At 50.1% G+C, this 17,839-nt stretch carries 12 protein-coding genes; 5 read left to right on the top strand and 7 right to left on the bottom strand.

Going from position 1 to position 17,839, the window contains the following annotated elements:
- Nucleotide 1: 1 nt before the first annotated feature.
- The 3 genes from BMY63_RS05825 to BMY63_RS05815 all read right to left on the bottom strand — a co-directional run bounded on the left by BMY63_RS05825 (nt 2) and on the right by BMY63_RS05815 (nt 2,739).
- Nucleotides 2-1,009 carry a glycoside hydrolase family 43 protein gene (locus BMY63_RS05825; protein ID WP_091900199.1) on the bottom strand — a complete coding sequence of 336 codons (1,008 nt, stop codon included), beginning with the start codon at nt 1,007-1,009 and terminating at the stop codon, nt 2-4.
- A 33-nt stretch (nt 1,010-1,042) separates the two neighbouring features.
- Complete coding sequence (locus tag BMY63_RS05820; RefSeq protein WP_091900200.1) at nt 1,043-1,228, bottom strand: hypothetical protein; 186 nt, start codon at nt 1,226-1,228, stop codon at nt 1,043-1,045.
- 62 nt (nt 1,229-1,290) lie between these two features.
- Nucleotides 1,291-2,739 (bottom strand): MFS transporter, encoded by a 1,449-nt coding sequence (locus BMY63_RS05815; RefSeq protein ID WP_091900201.1) that lies wholly within the window; start codon nt 2,737-2,739, stop codon nt 1,291-1,293.
- 204 nt (nt 2,740-2,943) lie between these two features.
- Between BMY63_RS05815 and BMY63_RS05810 the strand changes: the two genes are divergently transcribed.
- The 3 genes from BMY63_RS05810 (at nt 2,944) to BMY63_RS05800 (ending at nt 8,624) form a co-directional block, all read left to right on the top strand.
- On the top strand, nt 2,944-4,908 hold the full coding sequence (locus tag BMY63_RS05810; RefSeq protein ID WP_177178389.1) for a sialate O-acetylesterase: 1,965 nt from the start codon (nt 2,944-2,946) through the stop codon (nt 4,906-4,908).
- A 12-nt stretch (nt 4,909-4,920) separates the two neighbouring features.
- The gene (locus tag BMY63_RS05805; RefSeq protein ID WP_091900203.1) at nt 4,921-6,330 is read left to right on the top strand and encodes an MFS transporter; all 1,410 of its coding nucleotides are present in this window, start codon (nt 4,921-4,923) and stop codon (nt 6,328-6,330) included.
- Nucleotides 6,331-6,497: 167 nt separating this feature from the next.
- Nucleotides 6,498-8,624 carry a sensor histidine kinase gene (locus tag BMY63_RS05800; protein ID WP_091915340.1) on the top strand — a complete coding sequence of 709 codons (2,127 nt, stop codon included), beginning with the start codon at nt 6,498-6,500 and terminating at the stop codon, nt 8,622-8,624.
- Here BMY63_RS05800 and BMY63_RS12185 read toward each other — a convergent pair.
- The 4 genes from BMY63_RS12185 to BMY63_RS12180 form a co-directional block, all read right to left on the bottom strand.
- Entirely contained in the window at nt 8,621-8,788 is a 168-nt protein-coding gene (locus BMY63_RS12185) for a bacteriocin (RefSeq protein ID WP_143065734.1), read from the bottom strand. The two genes, BMY63_RS05800 and BMY63_RS12185, sit on opposite strands and share 4 nt — an antisense overlap.
- 54 nt (nt 8,789-8,842) lie before the next feature.
- A complete protein-coding gene (locus BMY63_RS05795) occupies nt 8,843-10,861 on the bottom strand; it encodes an alpha-L-arabinofuranosidase C-terminal domain-containing protein (protein WP_177178388.1) in 2,019 nt (672 codons plus the stop codon).
- Nucleotides 10,862-10,889: 28 nt separating this feature from the next.
- Nucleotides 10,890-13,313: a glycoside hydrolase family 127 protein gene (locus tag BMY63_RS05790; protein WP_091900401.1), complete on the bottom strand. Its 2,424-nt coding sequence runs from the start codon at nt 13,311-13,313 to the stop codon at nt 10,890-10,892.
- A gap of 381 nt (nt 13,314-13,694) precedes the next feature.
- A complete protein-coding gene (locus BMY63_RS12180) occupies nt 13,695-13,847 on the bottom strand; it encodes a bacteriocin (RefSeq protein ID WP_143065733.1) in 153 nt (50 codons plus the stop codon).
- A gap of 423 nt (nt 13,848-14,270) precedes the next feature.
- Between BMY63_RS12180 and metG the strand changes: the two genes are divergently transcribed.
- The gene (metG, locus tag BMY63_RS05785; protein ID WP_091900206.1) at nt 14,271-16,337 is read left to right on the top strand and encodes a methionine--tRNA ligase; all 2,067 of its coding nucleotides are present in this window, start codon (nt 14,271-14,273) and stop codon (nt 16,335-16,337) included.
- A 28-nt stretch (nt 16,338-16,365) separates the two neighbouring features.
- Nucleotides 16,366-17,835: a lipopolysaccharide biosynthesis protein gene (locus BMY63_RS05780; protein WP_091915336.1), complete on the top strand. Its 1,470-nt coding sequence runs from the start codon at nt 16,366-16,368 to the stop codon at nt 17,833-17,835.
- Nucleotides 17,836-17,839 lie beyond the last annotated feature (4 nt).

The following is a 17,839-nucleotide window of genomic DNA, read 5'->3' as shown; positions in this document are numbered from 1 at the left end:
CTTACTCGTTCTCCACCTTACGGATGGTTCCATCCTCATTGTAGAACAGACGCTGTACCTTCAACGAGCGCAGATGTGTAACATCGTTGGAAGGAACACAATCGTGGTAGAACAGGAACCACTCACCCTTGTACTCTACAATGCTATGATGGGTAGTCCAACCAACAACCGGGTCAAGCAGCACTCCCTGATAGGTAAATGGTCCGTAGGGGTTGTCACCGATGGCATAGCAAAGGAAATGACTGTCACCAGTAGAATAACTGAAGTAATACTTTCCGTTATACTTATGCATCCATGATGCCTCGAAGAAACGATGAGGATCACCAGCCTTCAGTGGCTTACCTTCCTTATCGAGAATGACTACCTCATGCGTAGCCTCAGCGAACTGCAGCATATCATCGCTCATGCGAACAACAGAACTCGAGAGAGCAGGCACATCGGCTGGTGCATAGAGCTGTGTCTTCTTGTCGGGGGCAGGACCAAGATCGACACCCTCCTTAAGAAGCTTCTCCGGCGACTTGTACCACTGAAGCTGTCCACCCCAGAGACCACCGAAATAACAATATATCTGACCGTCGTCATCCTTAAACAGGCAGGGGTCAATGCTGAAAGAGCTACGGATGGGATGCTCCTGAGGAACAAACGGCCCTTCGGGCTTGTCGGCCACAGCCACACCAAGATGGAACACACCATTATAGTCTTTTGCAGAGAATACCAGATAGTATTTACCATCTTTCTCTATCACGTCATTATCCCACATCTGCTTCTCTGCCCAAGGCACCTGGTCTACATGAAGAATCATACCATGATCGGTCACCTCGCCATTTTCCACGTCATCCATGGAGATAACGTGGTAGTCCTTCATCTGGAAATGTCCGCCATCGTCGTCGAAGGCAGCACCAGCCTCCCAATCATGAGAAGGATAGACGTACAGGCGTCCGTTGAAAACATTTGCAGATGGATCTGCATAATAATCTTTTGGAAAAAGATAACGTGGAAGTTTTGCCATATTTCTTGTTTTTTATTTGTTACTTATCATCCTTTATAGTCTCATCATCCATAGCAGTGTGCTTCCAGCCAGAACATCTCCGGAATACTGCCGGACGATGGCGGATGCCGCCGCATCCTGACCGCCCGACTGTTTCTGGTTCAAGGATGTACCAGTCAGGCTACTCTTGCCAAGGCCATCCTTGGGTTCTCTCTGCGCATTCGCATGCTGAGTGAACAAACAAACTACTAATATAACTACTAACCTATAAAAATATCTCTTTGTCATTTATCTTTCTTATCTCAGTTGTTGTCAACCTGACTGGCCGCATTCCGGCGTCGCGCTGCCAACTCTGCCTGCATGTTTTCGTTGTATTCCTTTGTTATCGGATAGAAATGAAGTGACAAGACACCTATGCTAAAGAGGATAGCAGGCACAATACTCGATACCAGACGAATACCCTCCATCGCACTCTCATTCTGTATGGATACATTCCCAGAGACATAACCGAACATTGAGATGATGATGCCGGCAATGGCACCTCCGAGACCTAGGCCCAGCTTCAGTGCCAAAACGATACCAGAGAAGCAAAAGCCCGTGGCCCGACGATGATTCTCATATTCAATATGGTCGGCCACATCACCAATCATCGCCCATAACAACGGCACCGTTGGTGCGTAAGCTAAGGAACGTAGGAAATTCAGGACAAACAGGAGACTCACATCCGTCGGTGAGGGGATGTAGAACATCGCTGTAAAGAAGGCAGTCATAGACAGACATACCATGAACACTTTCTTCTTCCCATATTTATTTGCCAAATACTGCGACAGGCAGATCACACCTATGAACTGCACGATGGCTCCCATCATGTTAAAGGCAGAGAATCCAAGCGAATAAGACTCCTGCATATCTGCTACCACTCCGAAAACGCCGAGGAAGTCCTGAAGGGATTTCTGATCGACATTATACTGGAAATAAAAACTCATAGCCGATCCCCACATGGCCAGTGTGATAAAGAGCACAAAGGTCAGCAGCGACATAGAGTTCCACGAGATGTCGGAGACCGTTCCCCTGATATCTTCCTTAATGTCCACCTTCTGCATTGGCGGAGGCTGAATGCGCTCCTTGGAAACAGCGAAAGTAACAATAAAGAACAGCAGGGCTATCACGGCAAACAGGCAAATCGTCCACGACCAGCCCCGTTGCAGATTACCTTGTCCGAAATGTTCAACCAAGGGAAGCGTCAGTCCCTGTACCACAAACTGGGCGATGGTCACCACGACAAAACGGATTGTCGTGATACTGGTTCTCTCCCTAATATTACTGGTCATCACACCGCCCAAAGAGGTGTATGGCACGTTATTCGAGGAATAGACCGTCATGAGCAGGATGTACGACACCGTCGCATAGACAGCCACCATCGCTTTCTCATGGATGCCTGGATTGTAGAATGCCAGGATATAGAAGACACAGAATGGTATGGCCGTCCAAATGATCCACGGACGGAATTTTCCCCATCTGGTTTGCGTACGGTCTGCAAGAATGCCCATGACCGGATCGACAATTACCGCCGAGAAACTACCAAGCATCAAAATCGTTCCTGCCACAGCACCATCCAGTCCGAACACATCCGTGTAGAACTTCAACTGGAATATCATCATCATTTGGAACACAAGATTGGCGGCAGCATCTCCCAACGAGTAGCCGATCTTCTCTCCAAATGAAACTTTCTGCGACAGACTATCCTGCATCTTTCCGTTTTATGATTATGAAACAACGCCCTTGCTCACAACGCGCGTATGGGTTTTGGTTGCAAAGATAAGAATAATCGGCCACTTTCGTATTCTAATATGTTACAGATGCTTTTCTAAATGTTTCATTTGACGAGAAAAACACGATTATGCGCCATTTCAACGGAGTTTTTTAGTATATTTGCAACATCAAAAATGCATTTTATGAAGAAACTTCTGTTTTTATGTACGGTACTACTATGCTCTTTTCCGAGCAACGCAAAGGTCTCTCTTCCGCAGTTGTTCCAGTCGGGCATGGTACTTCAGCGTAATAAAACTATACCCGTTTGGGGCAAGGCTGACGTAGGAGAAACTGTCATTCTTCTGTTCAACAAGAAACAATATACGACGACGGCAGGCGCAGACGGACGTTGGCGTATCGATCTGCCGAAGATGAAAGCTGGCGGTCCTTATCGGATGACCATCAACGAACTGACGCTTGACGATATACTTATTGGTGACGTGTGGCTTCTCTCTGGACAGTCAAATATCGACGTACACATTGAGCGCGTCTATCCCCAGTACACTCAGGAAATCGACTCTTATGAGAATTCTCTTATCCGTCTATTCCGAGTACAGAATGATACCGACCCCCACGGTGTCAAAGACGACATTAGACCGACCCCCACCAACTGGAAACCACTCAACAAACAGAATGCATGGCCTTTTTCTGCTGTAGGTTACTTTCTCGGCAAGCGTATGTTTGAGAAGAATAAGGTAGCCCAGGGCGTCATCGTGAACAGTTGGGGCGGCACTCCCATCGAGGCTTGGATATCAAAGGATTCTCTTGAGCGCGACTACCCCATGCTTGTGAAACGTGCCCAGTTCTTTCAGAGCGACAACTATGTAAAAGCACAGTCGCAGGCTAACATGGAGGCAGAGCGCCAGTGGCAGAAGATCCTGCAAGATACCGACCTCGGCATTCAGCAGAACTGGACGGCAGCCGACTACGACGACTCTGACTGGCAGACCATCGACCAGTGGAAATGGGGATGGCGAAACACCGGTACCGTATGGCTGCGACAGCATATCCATATCGACAAAGCGCATGCAGGGAAGCCTGCCCGTCTGCTGCTCGGCACCCTTTTCGATTGTGACGTGACATACCTTAATGGTCAGCAGATCGGACAGACAGGGTATCAGTATCCCCCACGTCGCTATGATATCCCCGAGAGATTGCTCCGTGAAGGCGACAACGTGATTAGCGTGCGTTTTATCAATAAGTATGGTGTGGCCCATTTCCTTCCTGAAAAACCTTATCTGATCGCTTTTGGCGACGACCGTTGGTCGCAGAACCCCATGCCAAAGGACATCATTCCCCTCGGTGAGACATGGAAGATGCGCGTAGGTACAGAGATGCCTAGCTGTCCCAGTGGTGACGTGTCGCTGCAGAATATCCCCACCACACTTTATAATGCTGTGCTTCATCCCTTGGCACCCTACGGCCTCAGTGGTATTGTCTGGTATCAGGGCGAGTCGAATACAGGCGACCCCGCTCCTTATGCCGACTATCTGAAGAAACTGATGGGCTGCTGGCGCGACTGTTGGCAGGACCAGCAGATGCCGTTCGTGATTGTACAGTTAGCCAACCACGATGGTCGTATGCAGTCGGCTTTCCCAAGACCCATCACCGCTCAGACAGAACCCATGAACAGCGGATGGGCTCAGCTCCGTGAGGCTCAGCGCACCGTTGCCAAGGCAGATACCTGGGCAGAACTCGCTGTTATCAATGATCTGGGTGAGACCGTCGACATCCATCCTCTCCGCAAGAAGGAGGTTGCGGCACGTATCGGGCTCTGCTTCGACCGTCTCTTATATAATAATAAGGTGGAACTTTCGCCTGAGGTCATCGCTGGGGAGGTGACAGATAAGGCCATCGTCCTTACGCTCGACCAACCCGTTCAGTCCGGAGAGGTCTTCGAGTTCGAGGTGGGAGACAAAGCCGGCTTCTTCCATAATGCCGAGGCCAGGGCCGAGAAAAACAAGATATACATTCAACTGGGCGGCACCGCCCCCTCTGCCATCCGTTATGCTTGGAAGGACAATCCTCTCAAGGCGAATGTCCGCTCACTGAACGGACTGCCCATGAGTTCCTTCGAATTAGAAATAACAAACAATAAATCTAAATAATCATTTAAAATTATGTCAACTACAAACGAAACCAAGGGTTTTTACAAACTCTCATGGCTACAGCGCATCGGCTTCGGAGCCGGTGACCTGGCACAGAATCTTATCTATCAGACCATTTGCATGTATCTGCTGTTCTTCTACACCGATGTCTACGTACTCGGTGGCGATGCAGCTAAATCAGCAGGATTGGCAGGAACCATGTTCCTCGTTGTCCGTCTTGTCGACGTTTTATGGGATCCTCTCGTAGGAACGTTTGTCGACAAGCACAATCCAAGTCTTGGCAAGTATCGCAGTTATCTGGTTACTGGCGGTATTCCCCTTACTATCCTTGCCATCCTCTGCTTCTGGGACGGTTTCGCACCTTCCATCATATATGCCTACCTGACCTATGTCGGCATGTCGATGCTCTACACATTGATCAATGTGCCTTACGGAGCTCTGAACTCATCACTGACACGCGACACCGATGAGATTACCGTACTTACTTCTGTCCGTATGTTTATGGCCAATGTCGGCGGTCTTGCCGTATCTGCAGGTGTGCCTATCCTGGTAGCCATCTTCGCATCCTCGGAGACCCTGCCTATTGAAATGGCACTCTTCATGGGTCTTGGCTCTCTGCCCTCGTTTATCTTCATGCCATTGGTACCGGCTATCAAGAAGAAGGTTGGAAAGAAGAACATGTTCTACATCTTCCTTTCTGTGGCCATTATCGGTATGGGTATGCTGTATGTCATCAGCAAGATGGGCACCGTAAAGGAGAATATCACGCTGGTTTACATCGCACAGTTTATTAAGTCGACTGGTGTCATCGTAGCCACCGGTTATATGTGGGCTCTTATCCCTGAGGTCATCTCGTATGCTGAATACACCACAGGCCGTCGTATCGCCGGTATCGTGAATGCCCTGACAGGTATCTTCTTCAAGGCCGGTATGGCTCTGGGTGGTGTCGTTCCGGGGCTCGTGCTGGCTATGACCAACTACGTTCCCGCCGAAGAGGCTACCACTCTGCCGAAGAACTCTGGTGCATGGTTCACCACAATGCTCATCTACTCTCTCGTTGGTCTCGCCCTACTTCTCTTCTGCTTCTCACAGACAAAGGAGCGTGTGGTAATGGATAAGTCAGAGTCTCAAAACGTGAAGGTCAGCGACTTGTGGATGGAGTTCCTACGTAACCGTCCCCTCCGCATCATTGCACTGTTCTTCATCACAGCCTTCGCCATGATGTCTGTAGGTAACGCAGCAGGTGCTTACTTCATGAACGACCTCGAGCTTCAGTCACCATTGGCACAAGAGGGTATCCGCTGGCTGGTATGTATCATCCCCGCCATCCTGCTCATCGTAGCCATGTTCATTATTTCTAAATACGAACTGACCGACGAAGTCATCGACGATATCAATAAGAAGATCGAGGCTCGCGGTTAACATCATTCTTTGATACAAATATTTAGAGACTGCCGAGACGGGATTCGTTTTTCTCCCGTTTCGGCATTCTTTATTTTATTTAAGGAATAAATAACAGAACAACAAGTCACAACTAACAAACTTTTTGTATATTTGCAGCACACAACTGAAGAAATATACTTTAAGTTATGAGAGAGAGAAAACAATTTAGTCGACTACTACCTGCTGTCCTGATGTGCATCACCCTTCTACTGTCGGCCTGTCATCTGACGACCAGCAACAAGACAGAAGAGAAAGGAGCCAAGAATCTTACGAAACTCGACTCCCTGATGTATGCCATCTACGACGAGCGGTACACCTATCCACAGCATGCCTTGCTGATGACCGACAGTCTGCAGGAAACAGGCGACCTGACGTCAAACATGGCCGACGAATGCAGAGCTGAAATCTACGATGCTCTGGGACAGTCGCGCACCGCCTCCTTTTATGCACAGAAGTCGTTGAAGGACGGACTCCTTTTCGAGGAGGATGCCCCAAGTTTCTATGCGGCCTACCGACTACTGGCACATATCAACATCAACAACATGAACTGGAAGAAGGCGCTCGATTACGCCACAAAAGGACTGAACCATGCCAAGAAAGACAATAGCCGTCTTGCACAGGATTACATCCCCAAGTTCCTGAGTCAGATCGGTTCTTGTCAGATCATGCTCGGCCGAAAGCAAGAGGGCAATGCTAACTTCCAACGCGTCTATGAGACAGTGGAGCAGGAGACAAAGAAACGAAATCGCTTCGACCTACACTACAATCTGTTCGCTATCGTCAGCAACTGCATAGAGTGCCATCTCATGGAAGAGAATATAGCAGAGGCAGAAAGCTGGTTGCCACGTATGGAAGAGGCCTATGAGAAGGCATTGGCTGCACCCGACATCAAGGAGGATTTCTCGGCTTATGCCAAGCAGTGCATGGAGATTAACAAAGCACTAGTACTGGCAAAGGCTGGACATACGGCCGAGGCGGCAAAACACTACCGTTGTTACCTGGCTTCCACCAGTGAACAGGACAACGACTTCCTCGGTGCCCAAATCAGTTATCTCAAGACCACCGGTCAGTGGGCTGAGTTGGCAGAGCTCTCCGAGCAGATCAGTACCTTCCATCAGGGACAAGAGAAGACACCCTCTATGGACTACCTGCGCCTGGAACTAGCCCCTTTGTTCCAAGCCCAGTTGAAATCCAAACATACAGGAAAAGCACTTGCCACCGCAGAACGGATCACCAACCTGCTCGACTCTGCCTATATCCGTACACGCAACGATGATGCCGCAGAGTTGGCTGTCATCTACGAGATTCAGGAAAAAGAAGCGACGATTGCAAAACAACAGGCCGATATCATTGCGAAGAACGCCTCCATCACACGGATAGAGATGATGACGGTGGCAGGCATCCTGTTACTCTTGGTCGTGTTCCTTATTGTCTTCTCATTCCACCGCCAACAAGCGGCGGGGCGACTAAAGGCTGCCCACGCCGAACTGCAGGAGGCCTATAAGGAACTAGAACAGAAGAACGAACAACTGACAACTGCCAATGCACTTGCACAGGAGTCGTCGAGGATGAAGACAGACTTCATCCATCAGATCTCACATGAGATCCGCACCCCCTTAAACGTACTCAGCGGCTTCACGCAGATTGTGACATCTCCCGGCATGGAACTCGACGACGCGACGAAGCAGGACATCAACAACAAAATCACAGAGAATACCGACCGTATCACCAGTCTGGTAAACAAGATGCTGGAACTCAGTGAAGCCAGTAGTCTCACCGTCATCGAACGTAACGACGAGGTGCCGGCAGTACAGGTTGCATCGCAGGCCGTCGAGGAAAGCGGTATCACCCATCTGCCACATCTCAAGTTCGACATACAAGTATCGGAAGATGTGGAGAACACCATGATCAAGACCCATCTGAAGCAGGCAACCCGTGCGCTCGTGCTCCTACTTGACAATGCCCAGAAGTTCACCATACAAAACGAGAAATCCCAGGACCAGGAGGATACAAAAAAGCCGTCGGTTCTGCTAAAGATTGTCAGAACCGACGGCTTCGTACAGTTTATCGTCGAAGATACAGGCATTGGTGTTCCTGCAGAGGAAGCCGAGCATATCTTTGGCGAGTTCGTTCAACTCGATGAATACTACGAGGGCACCGGTATCGGTCTCACCATTGCCAGAAGCATCGCCCGCCGGTTAGGAGGCGATATCATCCTTGACACCAGCTACACTGGCGGTGCCCGTTTCGTCTACACGATTCGTGTCTGTTAGAGTTTCCTGGTTCTGATCGGATTACCTGCATTATCATTCAGGACAATCCCCATCGTGGGAGCAACCTCCATCTTGAAGTTGTAAGCCCCTACATGGTCGAGATCTGTGCGACGAGAAGGACCGCCCATGATGGCGTTCAACTCGTTCTTGCTAAGATTCTTCATAATGATAAGTTCTTAAAATTTGGTTATTAATTTAGTTAACTGTAATATGTTCATCTACAGTGAGTACTGTAGCATGACCATCGAATAAGGGGCGAGATCGAGACTGAATTTCTTGGCGGCCTTGACCGTCTCTTTCCGAGGAGCGATAGGCTGTGCCTCGTAGTTGTTCTCGTCGTCGGCATTGCCCGAGAGCGTCGTTTTCGTTGCAGTCTTCTTCAGACTCTTAAAGCGGCTAAGGTCGACGTTGACCTTCTTGGTTTCAGCACCGGCATTACAGAGTTTCACAAAGAGTTGACGTGTCTTAACATTGAGCACAACGCTCTGACCGTAGTGTACACCCTCCTGTGGCTGACAGACACCGGGCTCGTCGCCCTCGAACGTGACACAATCACCATAGTAGTACTGACCTGCGCTCTGTCCGAACATCTGCTGCACATAGTAGCTGCAAGTCAGGAACGGGCGCTCGTTGTCGAAATAGATTAGGTCGGGGTTCCAGTTGGTATTGGTCTTTTTGGCAAAGAGCGGTGCATAAGAAGTCATGGCCACCACGTCGCCATTACGCTCCACATGAAGCAGATAGAGTCCTTCGGCCAGGGCATCGATCAACTTCTTGTCCTTGGCGGCATACTCGCCCAGATAGACCTTCGTCTTCCGATCACGTGGATAACTGTCGTACTGACGTTTGTTCAGGAAATAGTCGCGCGGCTCATAGTAATGCTCGTCGATGATGGGCATACCCAACTCGTCGGCCAACTTCCAACCGTTCTCCAGATCAGGATTACCCGCATGTGAGCCAGGGCCCGCGGTTCCCACGATCACGATCTCAGGATAAGCCTTCTTCACACGCTCATAGATATATCTGAAACGTTCGCAGAATTCAGGACTGATCTTCTCCTCATTGCCCAGACCTAAGTACTTCAGGTTAAAGGGAGCGGGATGACCGGCCTCGGCACGCATCTTCGCCCATTTATTGGTGGCAGGATCGCCATTGGCCCACTCGATGAGGTCGATAGCCTCGTCGACCCATTCATCCATCTCATTCATAGGAACCACATCCTGGGCTTGTCCTCTCATCATCCATCCGCCATTGGCACCTTGGCAACTCACGCCACAAGGCAGGATCGGGAGGGGCTGCATGCCCATATCCTCACAGAACTGGAAATACTCGAAATAGCCCAGTCCCATCGACTGGTGATAGCCCCATGTATTCTTCAGGCCACGGCGCTGCTCCTTCGGACCGATGGTGGTCTTCCAGCGGTAGGTATCCCAGAAGCCATCGCCACCGCCATGCACTACGCAACCGCCGGGGAAGCGCATGAACTTCGGCTGCAGGTCGGCCAGTGCCTGGGCCAGGTCCTTACGCAGACCGTGTCCCTTATAAGTATCCTGAGGCATCAGCGATACCATGTCAACATCCAGATCGCCCGTGTTGAGCACAAGAATCTGAAGGACTGCCTTCTGAGAAGTGGTGTCGGGTGTCAGCACAGCACTGTACTTCTTCCAGTTCTGGTCTGTCACGTCAATCACGACATCGGCCAGGAGCTTCGGCTCCTTGGGCATCCAGCCCTGCTGGGTCTGAGGTTCTAACAGTGCCACGCGCACCTGCTTGGCATCACCGAAGTTACGCATGAAGATAGAGAAATCATACTTCTCGCCGCCCTTAACAGAGATGCCATCGAAGCCGCCATTCTCAATACCAAAGCCTTTCCAGCCTTTATAATCATAATACTCTTTCGCCCGTTCTGTGTGCAGACGCATATAAGTGGGGTTATTGTCGTTAAGACCATCCGTCATACGTACCTCGAGCAGACCCAAGGAGTGACCAGGACGAACGACGCGCCAAGCGGTGCCTGCTCCCCAACCGTCACGCTCAGAGGGGTTATACTCAAAAGAGCCGTTCTGTACTAGCTCGGCATAAAGACCGCCGTCGGCCGAGCTACTGATATCCTCGAAGAAGATACCGATTAATTCGTCACTGATAGCCTTGCCGCCGGCTGGGGCGGTCATAGGCTTCTGGGCAGAGAGTCCCAACGAGACTGCCAAAAGGGCAGCAATAGTTATTGATTGTTTCATATTTGAAGATTGAGATTTGGATTTATAATTATTCTTCTCCTTTAACAAGTCGTACTTCATAGATTTCGCCAATTTGCTTGTGAGGCTTAGCGACAAACTTCACACGTACCTGTTTCTTGTCTTTCAGCAATTCGGCAGGCACGGGGTAGGTCTCGTACTTGAACTCGGAAATACGGTACTTACCCGTATTGTTCACCTCCTTCACCAGCACGTCATCAACGAGGATATCAAACTCATGACTCTTCCACTCGCCTACACCCCAGTATTTCAGACGGAGACTCAGATCGGTCTGTCCACCAGTCTTCATCAGGTAACTGAAATAGTGGCCATCACTAGCATCACGAAAAAATATATCGTTGGTATTGCCCACCTGCGAGCGATCAGTCTCCATAAAATGGTCGGACTCAGGCTGCTGTTCACCAGGCTGCACCTGATCAACGGTACGGGCCTCCAAAGCCTGACGTTCCTGCTCCTGCTTGGCTAGGTTGTCGAGATAACTCTTATAACTGTCCTCCGAGAGGGCGAGCCAATACATCATATAACGGGCATCGTGAATCTCGAAGAATGGTTGTATCTCGTTGCGGATTCCGTTTTCCATCTTCGTAGTAAGGGTGAAATGGAGAGGTTTTCCGACAATAGGCTCCAAGTCGTTGGCGAAATCCTCTAAGTTATTATTAATAAGGATTGGTGCCTCGTTGATGGGCAGTTTCTTACCACTGGCATACTGTCCAAAGCGGCTGTCGTCAGCAATCAGGTGATCCAGGTCCTCCGTTCCCGTCTTCATAGCCAGCATAATAGGTCCGTGCATCAAGGCAATGTACTGCGGTTGGTTAGGCAGATACTTCACGCTGTTGTGCATCGGGAAGGTAATGTCCACCACATCGCCCTTCTTCCACTGCCGGTTGATGGCGACATAAGAAGAAGGACCTGTAATGATGCTCACGGGTTTGCCGTTTACCTTCACCTCGAATGATCCGGGCTTCACCCAACCGGGATAGCGCACTAATAAACTAAACTGAGAGTTCTTGGACGAGCCAAGTGACGAAGTCGAGCGATGATGACCAACCTCAGTAATGGTGATACGACTGGTCTCAGCATAGGGGAAGGTGGTCTCTTGACGCAGTGTCAGACCTTTCTCCTTCCAAGTGAGCTCAGAGTTGACAAAAAGATTCACGTAAAGGGCGTCACCAACGTGGGTATAGATGAACTGTCCATATTTGCCGTGATTCTCCATACCCGTACCCACGCAACACCACATCGCCTCGTTAGGAGCCGAGTAGTTACGATAATGACGGGGACGGGCTGGTGTAAAGTACACATAACCACCGTGCTCCGGATGCTGCGAGGAAAGAATATGGTTAAACGTGGCCAACTCATAATAGTCGGCAAAACGGGCCTCTGGATTCCTGCGATGCAGTTCCTCTGTCAGCTTCAGCATATTGTTGGTGTTACAGGTTTCCGGCCCGTCGATATCGTTGATGAAGTCCATGCAAGCCTCCTTACTGGGGAAGTGCTCGCGACGACTGTTGCCTCCGAAGGCCAGCGAACGCTCACCTGTGACGATGTCCCAGAAATAGATACTGGCATCGTGATAGGCCTCGTCGGCCGAGAGTTCTGCAATACGCTCGAAGCCCACCACCTTAGGCACTTGGGTATTAGCGTGCATATTGTCGAGACAGTCCTGACGCTGCGACAGCGGGATTAACAATCGACGATGGGAGAACCGCTTGGCCACATCAAGGTATTTCCTATCGCCTGTTATGGCATAGGCATCGGCCAGTACCTCATTCATACCACCGTGCTCTGTATGGAGTGTCTGCTCCACTTGGGCATCGGAGAGTCCGACTGTCAGGTCAATCGCCCAATCGCAGAAGCCTAAGAATAGCTTTTTCGCCTGTTCATTACCGCAATAGACCCACGCATCGCGCAGACCCGCATACATCTTGTGGATATTATAAAAAGGTACCCACGCGCTATTATAAGCATTAAAATCACCCTTCTTATAAGCCGACCAGATGCGGTCGCTACCAGGCACACCGCCTACATAGCCCTTTCCCCAATCGGGATGGTTCTTGGCATGAGCATCGGCACAGCGTTGCAGTTCGCTAATAAAATACATCATCCGCTCGCGACAGACCTCATCACCCGTAGCGGCATTGATGGCCATCGCTGTAAGATAGTGACCTCCCACATGACCATCAAGACTATCCCAGTTAGGATAGGACTCCGCCTTCGGAGTGAGGCCAGCCTCTTTGAGATATGGCGCCAACAGACGGTCGCAATCATATTGCAACAGCGTCTTGATATTCAGGTCACGCGCCGCCTTCAAAGGACCTTCCAACAGGGTGATATCCCCTAAGGGAAACTCATCGGCATAGAGCCGATTCTGTGCTTGGATGCTACCTACACTCAAAAGCATCATCACCGTGAAAGAGAATCTTCCAACGAGCATCATAATTTTATTCATTATTTGGTAGTAATAATAATTCGGCGGCAAAGATAATCAATTTTTTTTTATTTCTTCATTTATTTCAGTTAATAAGTGTAATTTTGCCACCAATTAGTGTAAAACTACATAGAAATGAGACATTTATACATCACCACCTGCTTTGCTGCACGCTTCGTCAGCACCGTAACGGTGCTCTTTTGGCCCTCCTGCCATGCGAGCTCTGCTCACTACCAATGGGACGCAAGAAGTATCAAAGGCGGTCTTTGTAATAGAGCAAAAAAACTGCTCAAAACCCGTGTATTGAAATCGCCGTTTAATGGCGGTGGTTCATACGCGAGCTGTGAGCGTCGCTTAGTTGTGAAAGAAACAGAGTTATTGTTCTGTTTACTTTGTTAAGATACCAGAAATAATAGGGAACAGGGTCTTCTTGTTCTTATTCTCTGGGTTTACACTGTAATTCGGACATTTATCAGCATCCGTACGACGCGAAGGTCCACCCATAATGGCGTTCAGTTCGCTCTTGCTAAGATTCTTCATCGTTGTAAGTTTTTTAAGTTTTTGAATAATCGTTGATGATCCCAATGCTATGATTGGGAGGGTAAAAGTACGAACAATATTTTAATAGTACATTATAAATACCATGACATTTAGCATATTTTAACTCTTTGCGAATATTTATACTATAATCATCTGTTTATTTCTTACGATTGTCATACCAACGCTGGAAGCTTTCGTTGATAAGATTCACTCAATTTGCACGACCTTTGGACCTTGCCCGAAGGTACTTACGCTCGAGAAAGCCAAAAAAATTTTTGGTTTTCTTCTCACTTATTCGTACCTTTGAGAAACACTCGTAAGTAGGCAGCATCTCGGAAATACAAAGAAAAACACATTTTTCTTTTGCATTTCACTCGATTTGCACTACCTTTGCACTCAAAATAGTAAATACGTATTTAGAGAATGGAAAACAAGACCTTTAAGCGTACGACGGTGACGTCGGCGCTACCCTATGCTAATGGCGGTGTACATATCGGTCATCTGGCTGGTGTATACGTGCCGGCAGACATCTATGTGCGCTACCTGCGCCTGAAGAAACGCGAGGTGCTCTTTATCGGCGGATCAGATGAGCACGGCGTGCCCATCACTGTTCGTGCCCGTAAAGAGGGTATCACACCGCAGGACGTGGTGGATCGTTACCATGAAATGATCAAGAAGAGCTTCGAGGAGTTCGGTATCTCTTTCGACATCTATAGTCGTACCACCTCGGAGACGCATCATAAGTTTGCCGCGGAGTGGTTCCGTAAGCTCTACGACGAGGGCAAGCTGACAGAGGAGACTACCGCACAACTCTACGACGAGGAGGCCAAGCAGTTCCTGGCCGATCGTTATGTGACGGGCGAGTGCCCCCACTGTCATAACGAGGGTGCCTATGGCGACCAGTGCGAGAAGTGCGGGCGCGACCTCTCACCCACAGAGCTCATCAACCCGAAGTCGACCATCAGCGGCTCTACGCCCGTGCTGAAGGAGACAAAGAACTGGTACCTGCCCCTGAACGAGTATCAGGAGTGGTTGAAGAAATGGATCCTCGAAGAGCACAAGGAGTGGCGACCAAACGTGTATGGTCAGTGTAAGAGCTGGCTCGACATGGACCTGCAGCCACGTGCCATGACACGCGACCTCGACTGGGGCATCCCTGTGCCCGTGGAGGGCGCCGACGGTAAGGTGCTCTACGTGTGGTTCGACGCACCCATCGGCTATGTGTCGAATACGAAAGAACTCTGTGACCGCGAGCCCGAGAAATGGGGCAACTGGGAGAAATGGTGGCAGGATGATGACACCCGTCTGGTGCACTTCATCGGTAAGGACAACATCGTGTTCCACTGCATCATCTTCCCTGTGATGATGAAGGCTCACGGTAAGTATATCATGCCTGACAACGTGCCGGCCAACGAGTTCCTGAATCTCGAGAACGATAAGATCTCGACCTCACGCAACTGGGCCGTATGGCTTCATGAGTATCTGGTTGACATGCCGGGCAAGCAGGATGTGCTCCGCTATGTGCTCACAGCCAATGCGCCAGAGACGAAAGATAACAACTTCACCTGGAAAGATTTCCAGGATCGTAATAACAACGAGCTCGTAGCCGTCTATGGCAATTTCGTGAACCGCGCCCTCCAGTTGACGAAGAAGTACTGGAACGGTGTGGTGCCTGCCTGTGGCGAGTTGCTCGATGTTGACAAGGCTGCCCTCGAAGAGTTCAAGGATGTGAAGGAGAAGGTGGAGGCCCTGCTGGAGCAGTTCAAGTTCCGCGATGCACAGTTCGAGGCGATGAACCTGGCTCGTATCGGTAACCGCTATATCACCGAGTGCGAGCCTTGGAAGGTCTGGAAGACCGACCCCAAGCGCTGCGAGACAATCCTGAATATCTGTCTGCAGCTCACCGCTAACCTCGCCATCGCCTTCGAGCCGTTCCTGCCGTTCTCAAGCAAGAAGCTCCGCGAGATGCTTGCCATCGACAACTTCGAATGGGAGCAGTTGGGTAGCACAGACTTGCTGAAGGCTGGTCATCAGTTGGGCGAGCCTGCCCTGCTGTTCGAGAAGATCGAGGATGAGGTCATCCAAAAACAGCTCGACAAACTTGAGGCCACCAAGAAGGCTAACGAGGCAGCAGCCTACAAGGCTGCTCCTGTCAAGGATACCGTCAGCTTCGAGGATTTCGAGAAGCTCGACATCCGTGTCGGTCTGGTGAAAGACTGCCAGAAGGTGAAGAAGTCGAAGAAACTCCTGCAGTTCACTATCGACGACGGCTCTGGTACCGACCGCACCATCTGCTCAGGCATCGCAGCCTTCTACGAGAACCCCGAAGAACTCATTGGCAAGCGTATCCTCTTTGTGGCCAACTTTGCCCCTCGTACGATGATGGGCATCGAGAGTCAGGGCATGATCCTCAGTGCCGTCGATGCCGACGAGAGCCTCAGCGTGGTAACCGCCACCAAGGACGTCAAGCCCGGCAGTCAGGTGGGATAAAGAACATTCCGACGTTAAAAGTAAGAACTTGAGTGAGAGTCTGAAGGAGAAAACAGCGAAGGGCCTCTTCTGGGGTGGGATGAACAATGGCATGCAGCAGTTGCTCGGCTTTGTCTTTGGCATCATCCTCGGACGACTGCTCTCGCCATCGGATTACGGTCTGATTGCGATGATCATGATCTTCTCGCTGATAGCGACCGCTCTGCAGAACAGCGGATTCTCCACGGCTCTTGTGAACCAGAAAGAACCAAAAGACAGTGACTATAATGCTGTCTTTTGGTTCAATATTTTGATGGGAGGAGGCATCTACCTGATCCTCTTCTTCTCAGCACCGTTGATTGCCGACTACTACCATGAGCCACGACTCGTTGCCCTTTGTCGTTATGCCTTCATCGGACTACTCTTCAGCTGTTCGGGAGTGGCACAGGCGGCCTATCTTTTCAAAAACCTCCGTGCCAAGCAGTTGGCCAAGGCGAGCATCACGGCAACGGTGATATCCAGTAGTGTGGCGGTCGTCATGGCCTGGCAGGGCTTCTCATATTGGAGTCTGGCCACACAGACCAACCTCTTTATCCTCATCTCGACACTGCTACGCTGGCACTATAGCGATTGGCGTCCTTCATGGACAGTAGACTTCTCATTCATCCGACGTGCCTTCCCCTTCAGTGTGAAAATTCTCATCAGTGATATCCTCACCCATGTGAACAACAATGTGATGAATATCCTGTTGGGTCGCTACTATAGTGCTCACGACACAGGAAACTATAACCAGGCCTACCAGTGGAACAATAAGTGCACATCACTCATCCAAGGCATGGTGAAACAGGTCGACCAGGCTGTGCTGGTCAGCGTGCGCGACGATCAAGGGCGTCAGTTAGCCGTACTCCGTAAGCTCGTACGCTTCGCCGCCTTCATCTCTTTCCCCTTACTTTTAGGGTTCGGTCTGGTGGCTAAGGAGTTTATCGTCCTGGCCATCGGTGAGAAATGGCTGGTCTCTGCTACCTACCTACAATGGCTCTGCGTCTGCGGTGCCGTCCTACCCCTCTCGACCCTATTGGCCGACCTGATCATCAGCAAAGGGAAGAGTGGCACGTTCATGGGCTGCACACTTGCCTTAGGTGTCCTGGAGATCCTAGCCATGCTCGTGCTCTATCCCTATGGTATCCGGACGATGATCCTGGCCTATGTAGCCTTGAACCTCGCATGGCTTTTCGTCTGGTTCTTCTTCGCCAACAGACTAACAGATTATTCGTTCCTCCTGTTCCTGAAGGATATCATACCCTTCGCCCTTGCCGCCACGACAGTGATGCTGTTCACGGGCTATCTCACAGATTATGTCGTCAACAGACTGCTGACCGTCGACGACTACACTGCCCTGTGGCTATTGCTGGTAAGCCGTTCCATCATCGCTGCACTGCTCTACCTGCTGGTCATGAAGGCTGCGCGGGCCACGATTCTTGACGAGTGCATACAGTTTCTGTTTCATAGAAGACGATAACAAA

It is taken from the genome of Prevotella aff. ruminicola Tc2-24 (genome assembly GCF_900110895.1).
In the GTDB taxonomy this organism is placed as follows: Bacteria; Bacteroidota; Bacteroidia; order Bacteroidales; family Bacteroidaceae; genus Prevotella.
The sequence above is the reverse complement of the archived record's forward strand: the minus strand, read 5'-3'. Positions and strand labels throughout refer to the sequence as shown.